The following is a 19,590-nucleotide window of genomic DNA, read 5'->3' on the forward strand; positions in this document are numbered from 1 at the left end:
TGTCCTGAATGCCTGAGCCTAGCTACAGTCTCCCGCATCAATGGCGTTCACTGGCCTGGCTGCTGCTATTTACCCTGTTGGCGCTCAGCTTCTGGTTGAGTGATGGCTGGCTGGCACTCTGTGCCGGCCTGGCATTGTTTCTGTTTGGCATGCAGTGCCTGGAAGAGGGTCTGCGTCAGCTGGCCGGCGGCCAGCTTGAACGCCTGCTGGCCCTGAGCACGGCCACGCCTTTCAAGAGCCTGATGTTTGGCATCACGGCCACCATGCTGGTGCAGTCCAGCTCTCTGGTATCACTGCTGACCATTGCCTTTCTCGGCGCCGGCCTGATCCAGCTGGCGGCCGGTATCGCCATTATCTTCGGTGCCAACCTGGGTACCACCAGTGGTATCTGGCTGCTGGCCCTGGCCGGGCACAATGTCAGTCTGGCGCCCCTGGCCCTGCCGCTGCTGGTGTTCGGGGTGCTGAGCAGTTTCAACGGCCCACGCAGTCAGGCCATCGGTCGTGTGCTGTTGGGCGTGGCGTTTCTGTTTCTCGGCATCGATCAGATGAAGAGCGGCTTCTCCGCCGTGGCCGGGGATTTCGATCCGCTGCACTATCAGGTGCCCGGCTTTCTCGGAGCCTTGCTGTTCACCGGGATTGGTCTGTTGGTCACCGTGCTGCTGCAGTCCAGCCATGCCACCCTGATGTTGACCTTGACCGCCCTGGGCGGTGGCCAGCTGGGCCTGGAGCAGGGCCTGGCCATCGCCATCGGTTCCAATATGGGCAGTACCGTGACGGCCGTGATTGGCGCCCTGGGCGGCGCCCGTGCCGGTCAGCGCCTGGCCCTGGCCCATGTGCTGTTCAACCTGACCACGGGCGTGATTGCCCTGCTGTTGCTGATGCCTCTGGCTGCACTGGTGCAGAGCATCACCATGCCTCTGGGACTGGGCACTAACACCCTGATTCAACTGGCGCTGTTCCATACCCTGTTCAACGCCATGGGGGTCAGCCTGTTCTGGCCGTGGCAGGGCTGGCTGGCCGGTCGTTTGCAGCGCTGGCTGCCGGACCCGGTAGAGCCGCCGGTGCTGATCACTGAACTGAGCCAGCCCGAACAACAGGAGCAACAGGTCAGTCATGCCCGTTATCTCGATGACAGCGCCCTGGCCAGCGCCGACAGTGCCGCCCATGCGGTGGTTCGCGAGCTGCAACACCTGGGGCGCTTGAGCCTGGAGGTGATTTGCCATGCCCTGTATCTGCCGGTGGACCAGCTGCTGCGTGAGCGCCCAGACGAGGACGTTCTCAATGCCCGCCCCGAGCCCCATGCCCTGGACGCCGAGCAGCTGTATCAGCGGCATATCAAGGGGGTGTATGGCGATCTGCTCGACTACATGGGGCGTTTGGAAGTCAATCTGGATGAGGCACATCAGCGCTTCTGGGTCAGTTGCCAGCTGGCCGCCCTGCAGCTGGTGGATGCGGTCAAGGATGCCAAGCATCTGCAGAAGAACCTCGGCCGTTATCTGCGTGCCGAGGATGGTGAGGTGCGTCAGGCCTATGTGGATCTGCGCCGTCACCTGCTGGGTGTGCTGCACGAGATGCGCGCGCTGGGCCATCTGGAGCTGCCCGAACAGGCCTGGAGCGAGCGCCTGGAGTTGCTCGACAGCGAGGCTGCTACCTTCGACAAGCGCTTTCGCGAACACATCTTCGCCGGGGTGCGCGAGCGCCAGCTGACGGGGCAGCAGGCCGGTTCGCTGATGAACGATCTGGGCTATGTCAGCCGCATTACCCAGAGCCTGCGCAATGTGCTGATGCTGGGCCAGGGCGATGGCAATGAGCTGTTTCGGCCGTTGCGGCAGATGCTCGCCGAAGATGGACCCTTGATTCAGCTGACCTGAGTGCGGGTGCTTTATCGATCCAGCCCATGGCCGTGCAGGGTGGATAAGCGCGTCTGGCGCCCTTCAGTCGGGTTCAGGGCTTGATCGGCGCCATGATGGCGCTCTCGCCGATGCCTCGTGGGTCACTGGCGGCCTGCACCTGTCCCGTGGTTTTCTCCCAGAGCAGCACCTGCTGATTGCCGTACGGGCGTGTGGTGGCTTTCAGCTGATGGCCCAGGGCCTGTAACCCGGCTATTTCCTCGGCGTTCAGGCTGCCCGGCTCATATTCGATCAGATCGGGGCGGAACTGATGGTGGTAGCGGCCAACTGCAGGCCAGGTGGCAATGGGCGCTCCGTCCAGATATTGCAGCGCCGCCAGCAGCACCATGCTGGGAATGCGGCTGCCACCCGGGGTGCCGAAGCTGGTGAATTCGCTGGCACTTTCGATAAAGGTCGGGCTCATGGACGACAGTGGGCGCTTGCCGGCGGCAATCGCATTGGCCTGGCTGCCGGCCAGACCGTAGGCATTGGCGCCCTGCACATCGGCGGCGAAGTCATCCATTTCGTTGTTCAGCAGCACCCCGGTGCCCGGCACGGTAAAGGCGGCGCCGAACGGCAGGTTGATCGACAGGGTGGCGGCCACGGCATTGCCGGAGGCGTCGAGCACAGTGAAATGGGTGGTGTGGTCACCCTCCTGCCAGCTGCCGGCGGGTGGCAGGCTATCGCTGGGGGTAGCCTTGTACGGGTCGATACTGGCGGCCAGGTGGCTAAGGTGAGCGGGGGCCAGCAGCTGTTTGATCGGACTGGCGACAAAGTCCGGGTCGCCCAGCAAGCCGCGATCGCGGTAGGCGCGGCGCAGGCTTTCCACTACCAGATGGCGGCGTTGCAGGGTATCGCTCTGCTGCCAGGGCAGCTGCTGCAGGATCAGCAGGCTCTGGGCGATGGCCAGCCCGCCGGCGGAGGGCGGCGGTGCACTGATCAGTTCGCGGCCTTCGGCCAGGGCGACCCGCAGCGGTTGGCGCTCGACCACTCGGTACTGGGCCAGATCTTCAAGGGTCCAGATGCCGCCTGCGGCGCGTACGCCCGCCACCAGACGCTGGGCCAATTCGCCCTGATAGAAGCCGGCAAAGCCCTGCTCACCCAGGCGTTCCAGGGTGTCGGCCAGTTCGGGCTGGCGCAGCAGGGCCAGTTCCTCGGGGATCTCCCCCTGATCGAGAAACAGGCGGGCGGTTTCCGCGTCGTCGCGCATGGCCGCCAGGCGCCAACCGGCCCGCTCACGGTAGACCCGATCGACACTGAAGCCACTGCGGGCCAGGCGGATGGCTGGTGCCAGGGCGTCGCGCAGGGGCAGTTGGCCGAAGCGTTCGGCCAGCTCCACCAGGGCGGCGGGCAAGCCGGGGATGGCGGCAGCCAGGGTGCCATCCAGGGACAGGGATCTTTGCACCTGGCCATCGACCCGATAGAGATAGGCATGGGCCGCCAGGGGTGCGCGCTCGCGGGCATCGAGAAAACGGTAGCGCGGCGTCTGGCCTGCCTCGCGCAAGAGAAAGAAACCGCCACCGCCCAGGCCCGAGCCATAGGGCTCCACCACCGCCAGGGCGGCGCTGATGGCGATGGCGGCATCGAAGGCATTGCCGCCCAGGGCCAGGGTTTCCTGCCCGGCTACGGTGGCGGCCGGGTGGGCCGTGGCAATGGCGGCCTGGTTCGGTGCACTGGCGGCCTGACTGGCCAGGGCGCAGAGCGCAAGCAGTGCGCCGCCCATGGCGCGCAGAAGGAGATGGCCGCGGATCAGGCGGCGCATGCCGCAGGCCTTTGGAGAGCGTAGCGAGCGAAGGCCAGGCAAGGCGAATCAGGCTCGGCCGCGGAATGTACGAGTTGTACATGAGCAGGCCGAGCCTGATTTACTCGCTGCGCTCGCCCTCCGGGCCAGCCTTCGGCTGTTACTCTGCTTCGCTGTGTTGCAACGCAGCATGGCCGAGCGCAGTAGCTCTCCATTGGCCTGTCACGCTTTGCCGGTGATGATTAAGTACTTCTGCATCAGCTCATCGCGGCTTTCGACGTTATTCACATCGAGGGGGATGCAGTCCACTGGGCAGACCTGCTGGCACTGGGGTTCGTCGTAATGGCCGACGCACTCGGTGCACAGGTTGGGGTCGATCTCGTAGATTTCCTCGCCCTGGGAAATGGCGCCATTGGGGCATTCGGGCTCGCAGACGTCGCAGTTGATGCAGTCGTCGGTGATGATCAGGGACATGGCAGACTCCAGCTGCACCCTGAGGTGCAGCAATAAAACGGCAAAACGCTAAAACGGATTCTAGCCCTTAAAGCGCGCTTTCAGGGCCTCGGCCACGGCTGGGTGGACGAAGTTGGAGATATCCCCACCCAGGGCGGCGATTTCCCGCACCAGGGTCGAGGAGATAAAGGAGTATTTCTCCGACGGGGTGAGAAACAGGCTTTCCACGTTCGGCGCCAGCTGACGGTTCATATTGGCCAGCTGGAATTCGTATTCGAAGTCCGACACCGCACGCAGGCCACGCAGGAAGACATTGGCGCCCTGCTCCTTGGCAAAGTGTGCCAGCAGGGTGGAGAAGCCCACCACTTCCACATTGGGCAAGTGCTTGGTGACTTCGCGGGCCAGTTCCACACGCTGTTCCAGGGAAAACAGCGGGTTTTTCTTCGGGCTGGCGGCCACGGCGATGATCACCGTATCGAACAGGCGCGCAGCACGCTCGACCAGGTCGCCGTGCCCCTTGGTGATGGGGTCGAAGGTGCCTGGGTATAACACTCGATTCATCGTGACGTCCTGGCGGATCCGTTGGGGAGTCGGATGGTAGCGCAGCGCTTCCCTGCGGCCAAGTCGGCCGCCGGTTATCGAGGTGATTCACGGGCGCAGAACGGCCCGTGAATACCGCGCCATCAGGCGTTCTTGAGCCGTTCGGCCAGCAGACTGCTGAGTTTGGCGGTCAGGCCATAGATCGACAGCTGCGGGTTGGCGCCGATGCTGGTGGGGAACAGCGAGCCGTCGTGGATCGACAGATTGCTCAGCTGGTGATGCCGACCCAGGCTGTCGGTGACCGCCTGCTGCGGGTCCTCGCCCATGGCGCAGCCGCCCATCACATGGGCACTGCCCAGGCGGGTGCGATACAGCGCAAGCTCCAGGCCGTCGATCAGCTGCCGGGCTTCCTTCAGGGTTTTTACATAGCCGGCATCGGCGTGCAGCGGCAGTACGGCCTTGGCCCCGGCGGCGAACTGGATCTCGGCCATGCTGTGAAAGGCGCGGCGCACGCCGTCCCAGGTGTAGTCGGTCATCTGGTAGTCGAGCACCGGGCTGCCGTCGCCGCGCAGCTCCACCCGGCCCTCGGCGCTGTCCGGGTGGAAGCCGTCGCGCAGCAGGGCGAGCATCACGTTGGTATTGGGCAGCTGCTCCATGCGCAGGGCGTTGTCGATGCCGAAACGGCCGAGCAGGGTGGCGGTCAGGGCCGGCTGCAGGGGCGGTACTTCCAGCTTGTAGGACAGGCGCCCGGCGGCGCCATCATCCCACTGGAAGTGGTCGGAGTAGATCGACTGCGGCGCGCCGTAGAAGGGGTTGATCACCTGCTCGAACAGGGCCGCGGAGAAGTTCACCAGGTGCAGAAAGGTGCGCTTGCCGGTGCGCTGATGCGGGTCCGGTGCATTGGAGCGCAGCAGAATGCCTGGGGTGTTGATGCCGCCGCCGGCCAGTACGTAGTGTTTGGCCTTGACCCGAATCTTGCGACCCGTGGGGGTGACGCTGCGTTCATCCATCCCCAGGCATTCGATGCCGGTGACCTGGTCGCCTTCGATCAGCAGGCGCTCCGCGCGGGCCAGATAGAGCAGTTCACCGCCCTTGTCCAGGGTCGCGGGGATGGTGGTGACCAGCATCGACTGCTTGGCGTTGGTCGGGCAGCCCATGCCGCAGTAGCCCAGGTTCCAGCAGCCGCGCACGTTGCGCGGAATTACCTGCCAGTCGTAGCCGAGCTGTTCGCAGCCGCGGCTGATCACCGCGTTGTTGGCGTTCGGCGGCACGGCCCAGGGGGCGACGCCCAGGCGCTGTTCCATGCGCTCGAACCAGGGCGCCATCTCCTCGGGGCTATGGCCTTGTACGCCATGTTCTTTGGCCCAGTGTTCCAGAGTCGGGGCGGGGGTGCGAAAGCTCGACGTCCAGTTGATCAAGGTGGTGCCGCCGACGGCGCGGCCCTGCATGATGGTGATGGCGCCGTCCTTGCTCATGCGGCCGATGCCTTCCTGATAGAGCTCGGCGTAGGCCTTGTCCTCCAGCATCTTGAAGTCGTCGCTGGTCTTCAGTGGGCCTTCTTCGATCAGCAACACCTTGTAGCCGGCCGCGCTGAGAATTTCCGCCGTGGTGCCACCGCCGGCACCGCTGCCGACGATGGCGACATCGGCTTCCAGGGGCAGGTCGGCGTCCAGGCGCGAGCCGTTGTAGGTTTTCCAGCCACGGGCCAGGCCTTCTTTAAAGCTATCCGGTACAGGCATTTAAGGTGCTCTCAGGCGAGTTCTTATTTGAGTTGCGCGTTCCAGCAAATTTACGATCTCGCGAGCTAGAGCCAGACAAGGCAAAAATGGCCGAGGAGGCGGAGTTTACGACTGTAAATGAGCACTCCGAGGCCATTTCTAACGCGGTATGGCCGACGCGCAGCAGATCGTGGTCATACCACAGGTGGGCCGGGGTAGCCGCAATGGGCCCACGACTCGGGCCGGCTATACCAGGCCATCATCACCAGTTGCAGCAGCGAGGCGTGGCCCATCTTCAGCAGATCAAAAGAGCTGGTTTGCCAGCGCTGCAGGAACTGCTGCACATCCACCTTCGAGGCATTTTGCCAGCTGCCCCAGATGCCGGTCAGCGGGCCGCGGGTAACGGGCAGGGCCAGCACGTCGAACAGCTGCACAGTCAGCTTGAGCATTTCCGGCGACAGGTGATTGAGGCTGTAGTCCAGGTTCTCGATGGTGGCGCCGACTGCTGCCGGCATCTGCGCCGGTTTCACCGCGCCTTCCAGCAGTACCGGAATCAGGGCCTCAAGAAAAGGCAGGTCGGACTCGCGCAGCACGGCAAAGCCGGCCTTGGGCGTGCTGGCCGAACAGCCGCTGAGGGTGGCGGTCAGGCCGGCGGTACCCAGTAGGGCGCTGCCCAGCAGGCCCACCTTCAGCAGGCTGCGCCGCGACAGCTGCGGCGAATCAAGGGTGGTGTTATGCATTGTTGTTATCACCGATTCAGGCCATGTGGGGTCAGCGCACGAACAGCTTGTACACCAGCTTCTGCAGCGCCTTGCCATAGGGCGGGTAGATCAGTTTGGCGGCGTTCAGGCGCTGCTTGATAAACACGCCCTTGGCCTTGCTGAATGTCAGGAAGCCCTCGTGGCCATGGTAATGACCCATGCCCGAGGGGCCGACGCCGCCGAAGGGCATATCGTCCTGGGCCACATGCAGCAGGGTGTCGTTCAGGCATACGCCGCCGGAGTGAGTTTCATGCAGCACGCGCTGCTGCTCGCCCTTGTCGTAGCCGAAGTAGTAAAGCGCCAGGGGACGGTCGCGCTCGTTGATAAAGGCGAAGGCATCTTCCAGCCTGTCGTAGGGGATGATCGGCAGCAGCGGGCCGAAGATCTCGTCCTGCATCACCTTCATCTCGTCCGTGACGTTCAGCAGCACGGCCTGGGGCATGCGCCGGCCCTGGCCTTCGGCGAACAGCGGGATAACCTGCGCGCCCTTGCTTTCGGCGTCCTGCAGGTAGCCATTGAGGCGCTGCAGCTGGCGCTCGTTGATGATGGCGGTGTAGTCCGGGTTGTCGGCCAGGGTCGGGTAGAAGCTCTGCACCACCTGGCGGTAGGCCTCGACAAAACCCTCCACGCGATCCCTGGGCACCAGCACATAGTCCGGCGCCACGCAGGTCTGCCCTGCGTTCAGGGTCTTGCCGAAGGCGATGCGCTCGGCGGCATCCGCCAGCGGTACGGAGGCCGAAACGATGGCCGGCGACTTGCCGCCCAGCTCCAGGGTCACGGGGGTGAGGTTCTCGGCTGCCGCGCGCATCACATGCTTGCCGATGCTGGTGGCACCGGTGAACAGCAGATGGTCGAAGGGCAGCTTGGAGAAGGCCATGCCCACCTCCGCCTCGCCCAGCACCACGCTGACCAGATCCTCGGGGAAGACCCGGGCCAGCAGGTCCTTGACCAGCTGCGAGGTGGCCGGGGTGGATTCGCTCATCTTGATCATCACCCGGTTGCCGGCGGCCAGGGCGCCAACCAGCGGGCCGATGGCGAGAAACAGCGGGTAGTTCCACGGCACGATCACCCCGACCACGCCCAGGGGCTGGTAGATGACCTTGGCCTGGGCCGGCATAAACTGCATGCCGACGCTGCGCCGCGAGGGCTTCATCCATTTCTTGATGCGTTTGCTCGCGTAGTGGATGCCGTGCAGGCTGGGCATCAGCTCGGCCAGCAGGGTTTCATCGGCGCTGCGGTTGCTGAAGTCCTGGCTGATGGCGCTGATCAGCGCGTCCTGCTCGTCCACCAGCTGCTGATGCAGGGCCTTGAGCCACTGGATGCGCTGCTCGGCCGAGGGCATGGGGTTGCTGCGGAAAGCCTGGCGCTGCAGGGCGAAGCTGGCCTGCAGCTGGTTGAGCTGCTGCTGACTGTGCTGCAGGCTTGCTTCCAGGCTCTTATCGAATGAGGCGACGTTGGCGACCATGCTGCTGCTCCTTGGTGTTCCAGCCATGCAGCGTCGTCGGTTGACCTGGCGCAGCTGCAGAAAAGGTGTGTTGGATTTTTAGAGCAATTGCTCTAATCTGTCAAATAGCATCGCCTGCCCAGCCGACGGACGCAGCCCAACGAAAAGTTAGCGCATGTTGCCAAGGCGATTTTCGGTAACACCCAACGCCTGTCTGGTTGTACCTTTGCCGGGCTTTTTTTAGTCGAGATGCATCCCATGGCAGCCCCCAAGACCCGCGAGCGCATCGTCCAGGCCAGCCTTGAGCTGTTCAATGCCCAGGGCGAGCGCAGTGTCACCACCAACCATATCGCCGCGCACCTGGGGATTTCACCGGGCAACCTGTACTACCACTTCCGTAACAAGCAGGCGATCATCGCCGAGCTGTTTGCCCAGTACGAAACCCAGGTGGATACCTTTCTGCGCCGCCCCGAGGGCCGCGCCCTGACGGTGGCGGACAAGACCTTCTATCTGGAAGCGCTGCTGGCGGCCATGTGGCACTACCGCTTCCTCCATCGCGATCTGGAGCACCTGCTGGAAAGCGATGCCGAGCTGGCGGCGCGTTACCGGCTGTTTGCCCAGCGTTGTCTGGTGCAGGCCCAGGACATTTACCAGGGCTTTGTCGAAGCCGGCATCCTGCTGATGGATGCGGCGCAGATCGAGGCGCTGACCCTGAACAGCTGGATCATCATGACCTCCTGGGTGCGCTTTCTCTGCACCACCCGCGGCAACCCTGGCGATCTGAGCGAAGAAATGCTGCGCCGTGGCATCTATCAGGTGCTGGCCCTGGAGGGTGGCTACACCGCGCCCCAGGCGCGGGAGGCGGTAGAAGCCCTGTACGCCAGGCTGCATGTGCCGTTGGAACAGGTGATCTAAGAACGAGTCGCCAAGTTTGTAGCCCGGATAAGCCTTGGCGCAATCCGGGGTTGCTGTCCCGGATTGCGCTGCGCTTATCCGGGCTGCGGGTTGAGTTGTTGTTTCAGTCGTAGGGTGGGCAACGCGAAGCTTGCCCACCGTCACCTACACAACCACTCGAATATCACCTGCTCTATTGGTGGATGATAAGAGCGTCATCCACCCTACAGGAGTTTCGCGGCCTGCTCGGCCAGCCACTGCGGAATCCGCCGGTCCAGGTAGTAGCCCGGTTTGCTCAGGCTGCCCTCGACAAAACCTACATGGCCGCCGTGGGCGTGCAGCTCGAATTCGATGCAGGGCGCCAGTTCGCTGGCCTCGGGCAGGCTGTGGGGAAAGACAAAGGGGTCGTCGTCGGCCTGGATGATCAGCGTCGGGGTTGCGATCCGGCCGAGAAAGTAGCGGCTGGAGGCGCGCCGGTAGTAGTCCTCGGCATCGGCGTAGCCATGCAACGGCGCGGTGATGCGGCCGTCGAAATCCCAGAAGGTGCGCATATTGTCCAGGGGGCCGAGCTTTTCCAGGGTGGACAGCCGATCACTCATGCCCTGGTGGGCGAACAGACGCTGCTTGTCCTTCACGTAGGCCACCATCTCGCGCATAAAGTGGCGCTGGTAGACCCTGGAAAAACCCAGGCCGATGCGGTCGGCGCACTGATCCAGGCGAAACGGCACCGACACCGCCGCCGCGCCCTGCAACTGGCTGTCCGCGCCGCTTTCGCCCAGGTACTTGAGCAGCACATTGCCGCCCAGGGAATAGCCCACGGCATACAGCGGCGCCATGGGCCGTTGGGCGCGCAGATGGCGGATGGTTTCCGCCAGGTCTTCACTGGCGCCGGAGTGATAACCGCGCGCCAGCAGGTTGGGCTCACCGGAGCAGCCACGCCAGTTCAGCGCCACGCTGGCCCAGCCCTGGGCCGCCAGTTGTTGTTGCAGGCCCAGCACATAGAGCGAGTCGGACGAGCCGGTCAGGCCATGCAGCACCAGCACCAGCGGCGCTTCGGCCTGGTGCGGGCCATGCCAGTCCAAGTCGAGAAAGTCGCCATCTTCCAGCCACAGTCGCTCGCGCCTGCGCTCAAGCTTTGGCGGCCTGCGGCACATGGGGTTCCACAGGGTCTGCAGATGGGGGCCGGGCAGCCACCAGGCGGGTTGGAAAGGCGTCATGGATATTTCCTGTAGGGTGGATGACGCTTCATCCATCCACCGCTCACACCGTCATGGTGGAGGTAAAAGGCGACATCCACCCTACGCACTGCGCTGCCATAGCGCGTAATGCACCTGGCCGGTGTGTTTCTCCCGGTGCAGGCGCCAGTTGCCGGGCAGACCGAGGCTGGAGGGTGACTGCTCGCTTTCGGTATAGACCCAGGCGTCGTCGGCCAGCCAGCCCTGTTGCTCCAGCAGCTGGCAGGCGCCGAGCAGCAGGTCCTGATGGAAGGGCGGGTCGAGCAGGACGATATCGAAGCGCCGCGGCGCTGGCTGGGCCAGCAGCTGCAGGGCATCGCCCAGCTGGATCTCGCCGTTGCTGCACTGCAGGGTCGCCAGATGCCCGCGCAATGCGCTCACCGACGCCGGGTTCAGGTCGCAGGCCAGGCCGCTGGCGGCGCCACGGGACAGGGCTTCGAGCAGCAGGGCGCCACTGCCGGCAAAGGGGTCGAGGACATGGGCGCCCTCGACATAGGGCGCCAGCCAGTTGAACAGGGTTTCGCGCACCCGGTCCGGGGTCGGGCGCAGGCCGGGGCCGTCGGGGAAGGCGAAGCGCCGCGAGCGCCACTGGCCGCCGATAATGCGCAGCTGGCCCTGGCCGCCATGGGCCTTGGCGGCTGGCTTTGACGGGGTGCGGCCGGCCATCAGTGCGGCACTCCGCTGGGCTGCGGGCGCGGCGTGTCGCTGGGCGGCGGCAATTCCTTCTGCTCCACCGTGGGCCCGGCGGTGACGATGACCAGGGCTTCGGGATCGAGATGGCGGTTTATGGCGTCCTTGACCTGTTCCAGGCTCAGGGCCTGAACCTCGGCCATAAAGTCCTCCAGATAGGTCAGCGGCAGGTCGTAGAAACCCATGGAGCCAAGCTGGCCGACGATGGCGGCGTTGCTTGCGGTGGACAGCGGGAAGCTGCCGGCCAGCTCACGCTTGGCCCGTTGCAGTTCGGCCTCGCTGGGGCCTTCGGCCAGATACTCGCGGAGCATGTCCTGGATCAGTTGCAAGGTGCCGGCGCTCTGCTCGGCGCTGGTCTGCAGGCTGATCAGGAAGGGGCCGCGGGCCTGCATGGCGGTAAAGCCGGAGTAGATACCGTAGGTCAGGCCGCGTTTCTCGCGTATCTCTTCCATCAGCCGGGTGCCGAAACCGCCGCCGCCGAACATCTGGTTGCCCAGGTAGAGGGCGGCGTAGTCCGGGTCACGGCGGTCGATACCGAGCTGGGCGATCAGCAGATGGGTCTGGCTGGAGGGGAACTCGATATGGCTGGGGCCGGGCGTCGGCACCTCGGGCTGGGCGATCCGTGGCAGTGCCGGGCCGGCCGGCAGGGCAGCGGACACTGCGGCGGTAAGGGCTTCGGCCTCGGCGCGGGAGAGATCGCCGACCAGGGCGATCACCGCATTGCCGGCGGCATAGGCGCGGGCGTGGAAGGCCTGCAGCTGCTCGCGGCTGATGCCCGGGATGGAGTCGGCAGTTCCTTCGCTGGGATGCCCATAGGGGTGCTCGCCATACAGACGCTGGAACAGTTCCAGGTTGGCCAGCTTGCCGGGGTTCTGCTTCTGCTGCTCGAAGCCTGCCAGCAGCTGGTTTTTGATCCGCGCCAGGGAATCCTCGGGGAAGGTCGGCTGGCCCAGCACCTGATTGAACAGGGCCAGGGCCGGTTCGCGTTGTTCGGCCGCGCTCAGGCTGCGCAGGCTGGCCACCGCCATATCGCGGTAGGCACCGTTGCCGAAGCTGGCACCCAGGTCCTCGAACGTGGCGGCGATGGCGCCGACATCCTTGCCCGGTACCCCTTCGTTGAGCATGGCATTGGTCAGCATGGCTAGGCCGGGAACGCCCTGGTCATGGCTGCTGCCGGCGGCGAAGGTCAGGCGCAGGTCGAACATCGGCAGTTCGCGGGCTTCCACGAACAGCACCTTGGCGCCTTCGGCGGTCTGCCAGGTCTGGATCTCCAGATGGCGTCGGGCCGGGGGTTGATCACCCAGCTCGCTGAGGGATTCGATCTGTGGCCGGCTGCTCGCGGGCTCGGCCGGCTGAATGTCGGGGCTGCGCTGGCTGGTGGCATACAGGATGGCCAGCAAACCCAGTAGCGCCAGGCCGAGCAGGCCATAGCGCAGACCATTGCGCTCACTCATGGCGCGACTCCTCGGGCAGTACGTGTGCGACGTTCAGACGGTCGCGGACGAAAAAGGTGTTGGCGGCCTGCTGGATATCGGCGGGGGTCACCGCTTCCAGCTCGGCCAGTTCCTGGTCGATCAGCCGCCAGGACAGGCCGACGGTTTCCAGCTGGCCGATGGCGGTGGCCTGGCTGGTGATGGAGTCGCGCTCATAGACCAGGCCGGCGATCACCTGGGCGCGCACCCGGGCCAGCTCCTCGGCGCTTGGCGGGTTCTGCTGCAGGTCCTGCAGCTCGCGCCACAGCCCTGCCTCGGCTTGCTCCAGGGTTTTGCCCTTTTGCACGTTGGGGCTGGCGGACAGCACAAACAGGCTGTCGCCGCGAGTAAAGCCGTTGTACCAGGCGCTGGCACCGCTCACCAGCTCCTCGCCGCGCTCCAGGCGGCTGGCCAGGCGGGTGCTGTAACCGCCGTCGAGCAGGGCGGCGATCAGGCGCAGGGCGTGCACCTGGCGCGGCTCGCTAGCAGTGGCCAGGCCGGGCACGTTGAAGCCCATCATCAGGCTGGGCAGCTGGGTCTTGAGGTACAGGGTGGTGCGTCGCTCGCCAGGGGCGTCCAGCTCCCGGGGCAGCTTGGCCGGGGGCACCTCGCGGCGTGGGATGGCGCCGAAGAAGCGCTCGGCGAGGATCTTCACCTCGGCAGCGCCGACATCGCCCACCACCACCAGGGTGGCGTTGTTCGGTGCGTACCAGGCCTGGTACCAGGCGCGCAGGTCGTCCACCGTCATGCGTTCGAGGTCGTGCATCCAGCCGATGGTGGGGTTGCGGTAGCCGCTGGCCGGGTAGGCCATGGCCTTGAAACGCTCGTAGGCCAGGGAGCCGGGACGGTCGTCGGTGCGCAGGCGCCGCTCCTCCTTGATCACCTCGATTTCCCTGGTGAATTCCTCGGCAGGCAGCTTCAGGCTGGCCAGGCGATCGGCCTCCAGCTCCAGGGCCACGGCCAGGCGATCGCGGGCCAGCACCTGGTAGTAGGCGGTGTAATCGTCGCTGGTAAAGGCGTTCTCCTCGGCGCCCAGCTCACGCAGGATGCGTGAGGATTCACCGGGTTCGAGCTTGTCGCTGCCCTTGAACATCATATGTTCCAAAGCGTGGGACAGGCCCGTGGAGCCGGCGGTTTCGTAGCTGGAGCCGACCTTGTACCAGAGCTGGGACACCACCACCGGGGCGCGGTGATCCTCGCGGACGATGACCTTGAGGCCGTTGTCCAGGCTGAATTCGTGGGTGGGCTGGGCCTCGGCGGCCTGGGCCGACAGCGGCGCGGCCAGGAGGGCGAACAGCAGGCTGGCGGTGCGAAGAAAAGCGATCTGCATGGCTGAGGGTTACCAAAGGTGGGCTGCCGGGAAGCCGGCCAGGCGGATTCTAGCGGCAAGCGGGTGGAGACTGAACCGTCAGACCTTATAACACCTCGGCTGTTCCCGGGTGTTCGGTGCTGTTTTTTACCGGAGTTGTCCCTGGGCATGGGGCTCCGGCGCCAGGCCGCGCTCGGCGAGAAAGGTACCCAGATGCTCGATAAAAGCCTGCACCTTGCGCGTGGCGCGCCGGTGGCTGGGGTACACGGCGAGGATCAGTGGGCCGAAGGCGTCCGGGTCGAAGTCATAGTCGCTCATCACCTGGACCAGCTCACCCCGTGCCAGGTAAGGCCCGAAACTCCAGAGCGGGCCGGCATACAGGCCGCCGCCGCGCAGGCAGTTGGTCAGCAGCAGGTCATGGTTGTCACTTTCCAGCCGCGCCCTGGGCACGGCCATGCGCAGGCGCACGCCGTTATGGCTGAGCCAGCGGTAATGCGGGTCCAGGGCCGGGTGCTGATAGTTCAGCCACTGGTGCTGGTCGAAGGATTCAGGCGTGATCGGCGCCGGGTTGGCTGCCAGGTAGGCGGGGCTGGCACACAGCACGATCTGGTTGCGCCCGAGCGGCTTGGCGATCAGCCCGGGCAGGTCGCTGCGGCCCTCGCGCAGGGCCAGGTCATAGCCGCCTTCGACCAGATCGACAAAGGCATCGCACAGGTCCACGCGCAGGCTCATCTGTGGGTAGCGGGCGAGAAATTCGGCGCAGGCCTCATCGAGAAAGGCCCGGCCAAAGGCCAGGGGCGCGGTCAGACGCAGGCTGCCGATCAGACCGTGCTTGAGCTGGGCGATTTCCTCGCCGGCATCGGCCAGGCGTCGCAGCACCTGGCGGGCGGTGTCCAGGTAGAGGCGTCCGGCTTCGGTCAGTACCGTGCGCCGGGTGCTGCGTTCAAACAGCTGGATCCCCAGTTCGGCCTCCAGGTGGCTGACCGCCTTGGTCAGGGCCGAAGGGGTCTTGCCCAGTTGCTCGGCAGCGCGGCTGAAACTGCCCTGTTCCGCCGTGGCGACGAACATGCCGAGGGCGCTCAATTTATCCATGGTTTTGCCTATTTGGAAAAAGTCTTTTGCGCGAGAACGGCATTCTTGACCGCGCGCTCATTGCTTAGTCTCCAGGCCTATCCAATAAAAACAAGAGGCTGATGCGATGCAACGGGCAATCCCAAGGTTACTGGCGGCGGTTCTGGCTTTTTCCACATTGGAAGCCATGGCGGCAGCCGATCTGATTTTCTACAACGCCAAGGTCTTTACCGCCGAACCGGGCCGCCCCCTGGCCCAGGCGGTGGCGGTGGCTAACGGCCAGATCCTCAAGGTGGGCAGCGATGCCGAGATCCGCGCCCTGGCTGGCGCCGATACCGAGCAGCTCGATCTGGGCGGCAAGGTGCTGATGCCGGGGCTGATCGATACCCACACCCACCCGGTCATGGCCGGCATGGCCAGCCTGCGCGCCAACCTGTATGACGAGGTGCTGCCGCTGGCCGAACTGGAACAGTGGATTCTCGAACAGGACCAGGCCGGGATTGCCCGCATGGGCGACCTGATCGTCATCTCCGGCAGCAGTTCGGCCTACTGGCAGCAGAGCGCGGAGCTGGGGCGCATCTTCAACCAGGGCCGCTGGGCCGAGCAGCCGCTGGTGCTGGATGGCATCGACGGTCATACCGGCTGGGCCAACCAGGCCATGCTCAAACGTCTGGGTATCAATGCCGAACTGGTGCGCAGCCTGGATGACAAGGAGCGCGGCTTTATCGGCACCGATGCCCAGCTCAACCCCACCGGCTACCTGGCCGAGACGGCCTGGGATCGGGTGCGCAGCCAGTACCCGGCGCCCACGCCGGAGTTTCTTCTGGAGGCGGCCCGCGCCGCCGTGCGCATCAACAATGAGGTGGGCGTGACCGCCTGGATGGACGCCGCCGCCAATGCCGGCGACAGCGATGGCCTGTTCGAGATGCGCCCCACCGAGCAGGATGTCGGCGTGCTGCCGCTGTACCGCGAGCTGGCCGAGAAGGGCGAGCTGAGCGCCCATGTGGCCGCGCTGCTGGTCACCCATCCACAGAGCAAGCCGGCTGATCTGGCGGTGCTGGACAAGGTCATGCAGCAGTTCCAGGGCGTGCCGAACCTGAGCTTTCCTGGCATCAAGGTGTTCTCCGACGGGGTGATGGAGTACCCGGGGCAGACCGCCGCGATGCTCGATCCGTTCAAGAACAGCCTCAAGCGCGGCGAACTGCTGATCGACCCGAAGAGCTTCCCGGCGCTGGTGCAGGCCACCGAGCAGCGCGGCTGGATCATGCATGTGCACGCCGTCGGTGACCGCGCGGTGCGCGAGGCGCTGAACGGCTTCGAGGCGGCGCGCAGCGTCAATCCGACCCCGGTACCGCACAGCATCAGCCACCTGCAGATGGTCAACCCCAGGGAATACCCGCGCTTCAAGCAGCTCGGCGTGATCGCCTCCATGCAGCTGCTCTGGGCCACGGCGGAAAGCTACACCGAGGAACTGGTCAAGCCCTACGTCAGCGCCGCGGCCTATCAGACCCACTATCCGGCACGCTCGCTGCACCAGGCCGGGGCCATGCTCGCCGGCGCCAGCGACTGGCCGGTATCCAGCCCCAACCCCTGGAACGCCATCGCCCAGGCCAGCACCCGCGAAGGCCCGTTGGGGGTGCTGAATGCCGCCGAAAGCATCGACCGCCAGACCATGTTCCACGCCTACACCCTCAACGCGGCCAAGGCCCTGCGTCTGGATCAGCAGATTGGCTCCCTGGTGCCGGGCAAGCAGGCCGACCTGATCGTGCTGGACCGCGATGTGTTCGAGGTCAGCGACGCGGAGCTGTTCGACACCCAGGTGCTGCGCACCTATTTCGCCGGCCGCCTGGTGCACCAGCGCGAGTCCTAAGCGTTCCGCCCGCTCCGCTCGCACGGCTCTGCTCCCCGCTGGGGGCGGGGCGGGCGGAGCCTTGGCTTATCGAACCCATAACAACAAGGAAAATCCCCATGCTTACGATGCGTCATCTTGCCCTGGGTCTGCTGGCCCTGGCCCCTCTCGGCCCAGCGCAGGCCCTGGAGCTGAGTGAAACCCTCGCCCTGCAGATCTCCCCCACGGTGCTCAGCGACTACCGCAGCAGCGGTATCTCCCAGACCCTGGGCGACCCGGCCATGCAGCTGGATCTGATGCTGACCCACGCCAGCGGCCTGTATGCCGGGGTCTGGACCAGCAATGTGGAGTTCGGCTACGACTGGCTGGAGGATGACCACTACGGCACCCGCCAGGAGGTTGACTACTACGCCGGTTACTACTGGCAGATCAGCGATGCCATCAGCCTGGACACCTACTACAACCGTTATACCTACCCGGGTGAGAGCCAGTTCAATGGCGCCGATATCTACCTGACCCTGGATGCCTATGGCTTCTTTGTTGGCGGCAGGCATTCCCACGACACCGAGCAGACCAGCTCCGGCTACTACGCCGGCTACCGCACCCTGCTGCCTCTGGATATCGGCCTGGAGCTCAAGTACGAGCGCATCGACTACAAGGACGACGTGTTCTTCAACCGCGACTGGACCCGTGGCAGCCAGGCCTACGACAACTGGAGCGTCGGCCTGCAGAAGGACCTGTTCGGCGTCACCTGGGGCCTGAGCTATGTCGACACCGACCTGTCCGATGCCCAGTGCCTGAGCTTCTCCGGCTACGACGACCTGTGCAGCGCCACGCTGGTGGTCAGCGCCGGCATGACCTTCTGATCCCGCAACAAGGACGGCTTATGACTTTCTGCAAATCAGCCGCCCTGGCGGCCGGCCTGCTGGCGCTTGCCAGCCAGGCCATGGCCCAGCCAGTGGTGAACATCTACAACTGGAGCGACTACATCGCCGAAGACACTCTGAGCGAGTTTCAGCAAGCCAGCGGTATCCGCCCGGTGTATGACGTCTTTGATTCCAATGAAACCCTTGAAGGCAAGCTGCTGGCCGGGCAAAGCGGTTATGACCTGGTGGTGCCGAGCAACCATTTCCTCGGTCGGCAGATCAAGGCCGGGGTGTTCCAGAAACTGGACAGAAGCAAGCTGAGCAACTGGAGCAACCTCGACCCGCAGCTGCTCAAGCGGCTTGAGGCCAACGACCCCGGCAATCAGTATTCGGTGCCTTATCTGTGGGGCACCAACGGCATCGGCTACAACGTGGCCAAGGTGCGCGAGGTGCTGGGTATCGAGCAGGTCGACTCCTGGGCCGTGCTGTTCGAGCCGGAGAATCTGGAGAAGCTCAAAAGCTGCGGCGTGGCCTTTATGGACTCGGCCGACGAGATCTACCCCTCCCTACTCAACTACATGGGCCTGGACCCCAACAGCACGCGGATCAAGGACTACAAGGACGCCGAGCGCAAGCTGCAGCCGCTGCGCCCGCATATCACCTATTTCCACAGCTCCAAGTACATCTCCGACCTGGCCAACGGCAATATCTGCATCGCCTTCGGCTACTCAGGCGACGTATTCCAGGCCATCAGCCGCGCCGAGGAAGCGGAAAACGGCATCGAACTGGCCTATGTGGTGCCCCGCGAGGGCGGCAACCTGTGGTTCGACACCCTGAGCATCCCGGCCGATGCGCAGAATGTGGACGAGGCCCATGCCTTTATCGACTATCTGCTGCGACCCGATGTGATTGCGGCGATCAGCGAATATGTGGGTTACGCCAACGCCAACCGGGCGGCGCAAAGCCTGATGGACGAGGCGGTGTTGCACAACCCTGGGGTCTATCCGCCGGCCGAGGTGCTGGAGCGTCTGTACGTCTCCGCCGAACCCTCGGCAGAGATCATGCGCTGGATGACCCGCTCCTGGAGTCGCTTTAAGTCGGGGCGCTAGCAAGAGGGGCGGCTGTCGGCCGGCCTGCTTGGCCTTAGCCGCGGCGGGCATTGAGGTGCTAGCATACGCATCCGTTTTACTGGCTCCTGGCCGGTCGACGCCTCCCGCCATTGCCGCGCGCCTGGGTCAGCTTGTTGTGGTGCGCAGCCGGGAGGCCCGGCCGGGCCTGTCGCCCCACAGAGATAGCCGTCCTCCATGTTTGGTTCCAACGACGACAAGAAGACCCCTGACGCAAGCGACAAGCCGGCGGAGAAAAAGGATCTGTTCGGCTGGCTGCGCAAGAAGCCCCAGCCGGGTGCTAATGAAGCGGCTGCCCCGACTGCCAGTCCCACGCCATCTGTTACGCCAGCTGAGGCACCTGCGCCGCAACCGGTTGCGAACCCTGTGGTCTCGCCGGTCGAGGCGCCCGCGCCTGTCACTCCGGCCCCGATAGCTGCCCCCGAAGTGTCGGCCGAGCTGGACAAACCCGCGCCGCCTAGTGAGCCTGCCCCGGTTGCCCCGGTTGCCCCGGTTGCCCCGGTTGCCCCGGTTGCCCCGGTTGCCCCGGTT

The 19,590-nt window shown here is 65.0% G+C and carries 16 protein-coding genes; 5 read left to right on the plus strand and 11 right to left on the minus strand.

From position 1 onward, the window contains the following. Positions 1-8: 8 nt before the first annotated feature. Positions 9-1,871, plus strand: coding sequence for a Na/Pi cotransporter family protein (locus GJV18_RS03100; RefSeq protein ID WP_160343256.1), 1,863 nt, complete (start codon positions 9-11; stop codon positions 1,869-1,871). 73 nt (positions 1,872-1,944) lie between these two features. Here the strand turns inward: GJV18_RS03100 and ggt are convergent, their stop codons facing one another. From ggt to GJV18_RS03130, 6 genes are all read right to left on the minus strand, one after another. Beyond that, positions 1,945-3,651, minus strand: a complete 1,707-nt coding sequence (gene ggt, locus GJV18_RS03105; RefSeq protein WP_160343257.1) for a gamma-glutamyltransferase — start codon at positions 3,649-3,651, stop codon at positions 1,945-1,947. Between the two features lie 201 nt (positions 3,652-3,852). Continuing rightward, complete coding sequence (locus GJV18_RS03110) at positions 3,853-4,104, minus strand: YfhL family 4Fe-4S dicluster ferredoxin (protein ID WP_160343258.1); 252 nt, start codon at positions 4,102-4,104, stop codon at positions 3,853-3,855. A 60-nt stretch (positions 4,105-4,164) separates the two neighbouring features. Beyond that, on the minus strand, positions 4,165-4,644 hold the full coding sequence (gene coaD / locus GJV18_RS03115; protein ID WP_160343259.1) for a pantetheine-phosphate adenylyltransferase: 480 nt from the start codon (positions 4,642-4,644) through the stop codon (positions 4,165-4,167). A 122-nt stretch (positions 4,645-4,766) separates the two neighbouring features. Then, positions 4,767-6,362: a GMC family oxidoreductase gene (locus tag GJV18_RS03120; RefSeq protein ID WP_160343260.1), complete on the minus strand. Its 1,596-nt coding sequence runs from the start codon at positions 6,360-6,362 to the stop codon at positions 4,767-4,769. A 173-nt stretch (positions 6,363-6,535) separates the two neighbouring features. Beyond that, positions 6,536-7,081 carry a twin-arginine translocation pathway signal protein gene (locus tag GJV18_RS03125; protein ID WP_160343261.1) on the minus strand — a complete coding sequence of 182 codons (546 nt, stop codon included), beginning with the start codon at positions 7,079-7,081 and terminating at the stop codon, positions 6,536-6,538. A gap of 31 nt (positions 7,082-7,112) precedes the next feature. Beyond that, on the minus strand, positions 7,113-8,567 hold the full coding sequence (locus tag GJV18_RS03130) for a coniferyl aldehyde dehydrogenase (protein ID WP_160343262.1): 1,455 nt from the start codon (positions 8,565-8,567) through the stop codon (positions 7,113-7,115). Between the two features lie 237 nt (positions 8,568-8,804). On the opposite strand from GJV18_RS03130, the gene GJV18_RS03135 reads away from it, so the two are divergent. Then, entirely contained in the window at positions 8,805-9,461 is a 657-nt protein-coding gene (locus tag GJV18_RS03135) for a TetR/AcrR family transcriptional regulator (RefSeq protein ID WP_160343263.1), read from the plus strand. A 203-nt stretch (positions 9,462-9,664) separates the two neighbouring features. Here the strand turns inward: GJV18_RS03135 and GJV18_RS03140 are convergent, their stop codons facing one another. The 5 genes from GJV18_RS03140 to GJV18_RS03160 form a co-directional block, all read right to left on the minus strand. Next, positions 9,665-10,657: a hydrolase gene (locus GJV18_RS03140; RefSeq protein WP_160343264.1), complete on the minus strand. Its 993-nt coding sequence runs from the start codon at positions 10,655-10,657 to the stop codon at positions 9,665-9,667. Between the two features lie 81 nt (positions 10,658-10,738). Then, positions 10,739-11,341, minus strand: coding sequence for a 16S rRNA (guanine(966)-N(2))-methyltransferase RsmD (gene rsmD / locus GJV18_RS03145; RefSeq protein WP_160343265.1), 603 nt, complete (start codon positions 11,339-11,341; stop codon positions 10,739-10,741). Further along, positions 11,341-12,819, minus strand: a complete 1,479-nt coding sequence (locus GJV18_RS03150) for a M16 family metallopeptidase (protein WP_160343266.1) — start codon at positions 12,817-12,819, stop codon at positions 11,341-11,343. The genes rsmD and GJV18_RS03150 overlap by 1 nt, the downstream gene beginning before the upstream one ends. After that, positions 12,812-14,167, minus strand: a complete 1,356-nt coding sequence (locus GJV18_RS03155; protein WP_160343267.1) for a M16 family metallopeptidase — start codon at positions 14,165-14,167, stop codon at positions 12,812-12,814. The genes GJV18_RS03150 and GJV18_RS03155 overlap by 8 nt, the downstream gene beginning before the upstream one ends. A 126-nt stretch (positions 14,168-14,293) precedes the next feature. Further along, the gene (locus GJV18_RS03160; RefSeq protein ID WP_160343268.1) at positions 14,294-15,238 is read right to left on the minus strand and encodes a LysR family transcriptional regulator; all 945 of its coding nucleotides are present in this window, start codon (positions 15,236-15,238) and stop codon (positions 14,294-14,296) included. Between the two features lie 106 nt (positions 15,239-15,344). Here GJV18_RS03160 and GJV18_RS03165 point away from each other — a divergent pair, with 106 nt between their 5' ends. The 3 genes from GJV18_RS03165 to GJV18_RS03175 all read left to right on the plus strand — a co-directional run bounded on the left by GJV18_RS03165 (position 15,345) and on the right by GJV18_RS03175 (position 19,041). Further along, positions 15,345-17,087 (plus strand): amidohydrolase, encoded by a 1,743-nt coding sequence (locus GJV18_RS03165; protein ID WP_160343269.1) that lies wholly within the window; start codon positions 15,345-15,347, stop codon positions 17,085-17,087. 98 nt (positions 17,088-17,185) lie between these two features. Beyond that, positions 17,186-17,932 (plus strand): TorF family putative porin, encoded by a 747-nt coding sequence (locus GJV18_RS03170; RefSeq protein ID WP_160343270.1) that lies wholly within the window; start codon positions 17,186-17,188, stop codon positions 17,930-17,932. Between the two features lie 20 nt (positions 17,933-17,952). After that, the gene (locus GJV18_RS03175; RefSeq protein ID WP_160343271.1) at positions 17,953-19,041 is read left to right on the plus strand and encodes a polyamine ABC transporter substrate-binding protein; all 1,089 of its coding nucleotides are present in this window, start codon (positions 17,953-17,955) and stop codon (positions 19,039-19,041) included. Positions 19,042-19,590: the final 549 nt, after the last annotated feature.

Origin of the sequence: Pseudomonas xionganensis (genome assembly GCF_009763245.1) — a bacterium.
GTDB classification, from domain to species: domain Bacteria; phylum Pseudomonadota; class Gammaproteobacteria; order Pseudomonadales; family Pseudomonadaceae; genus Aquipseudomonas; species Aquipseudomonas xionganensis.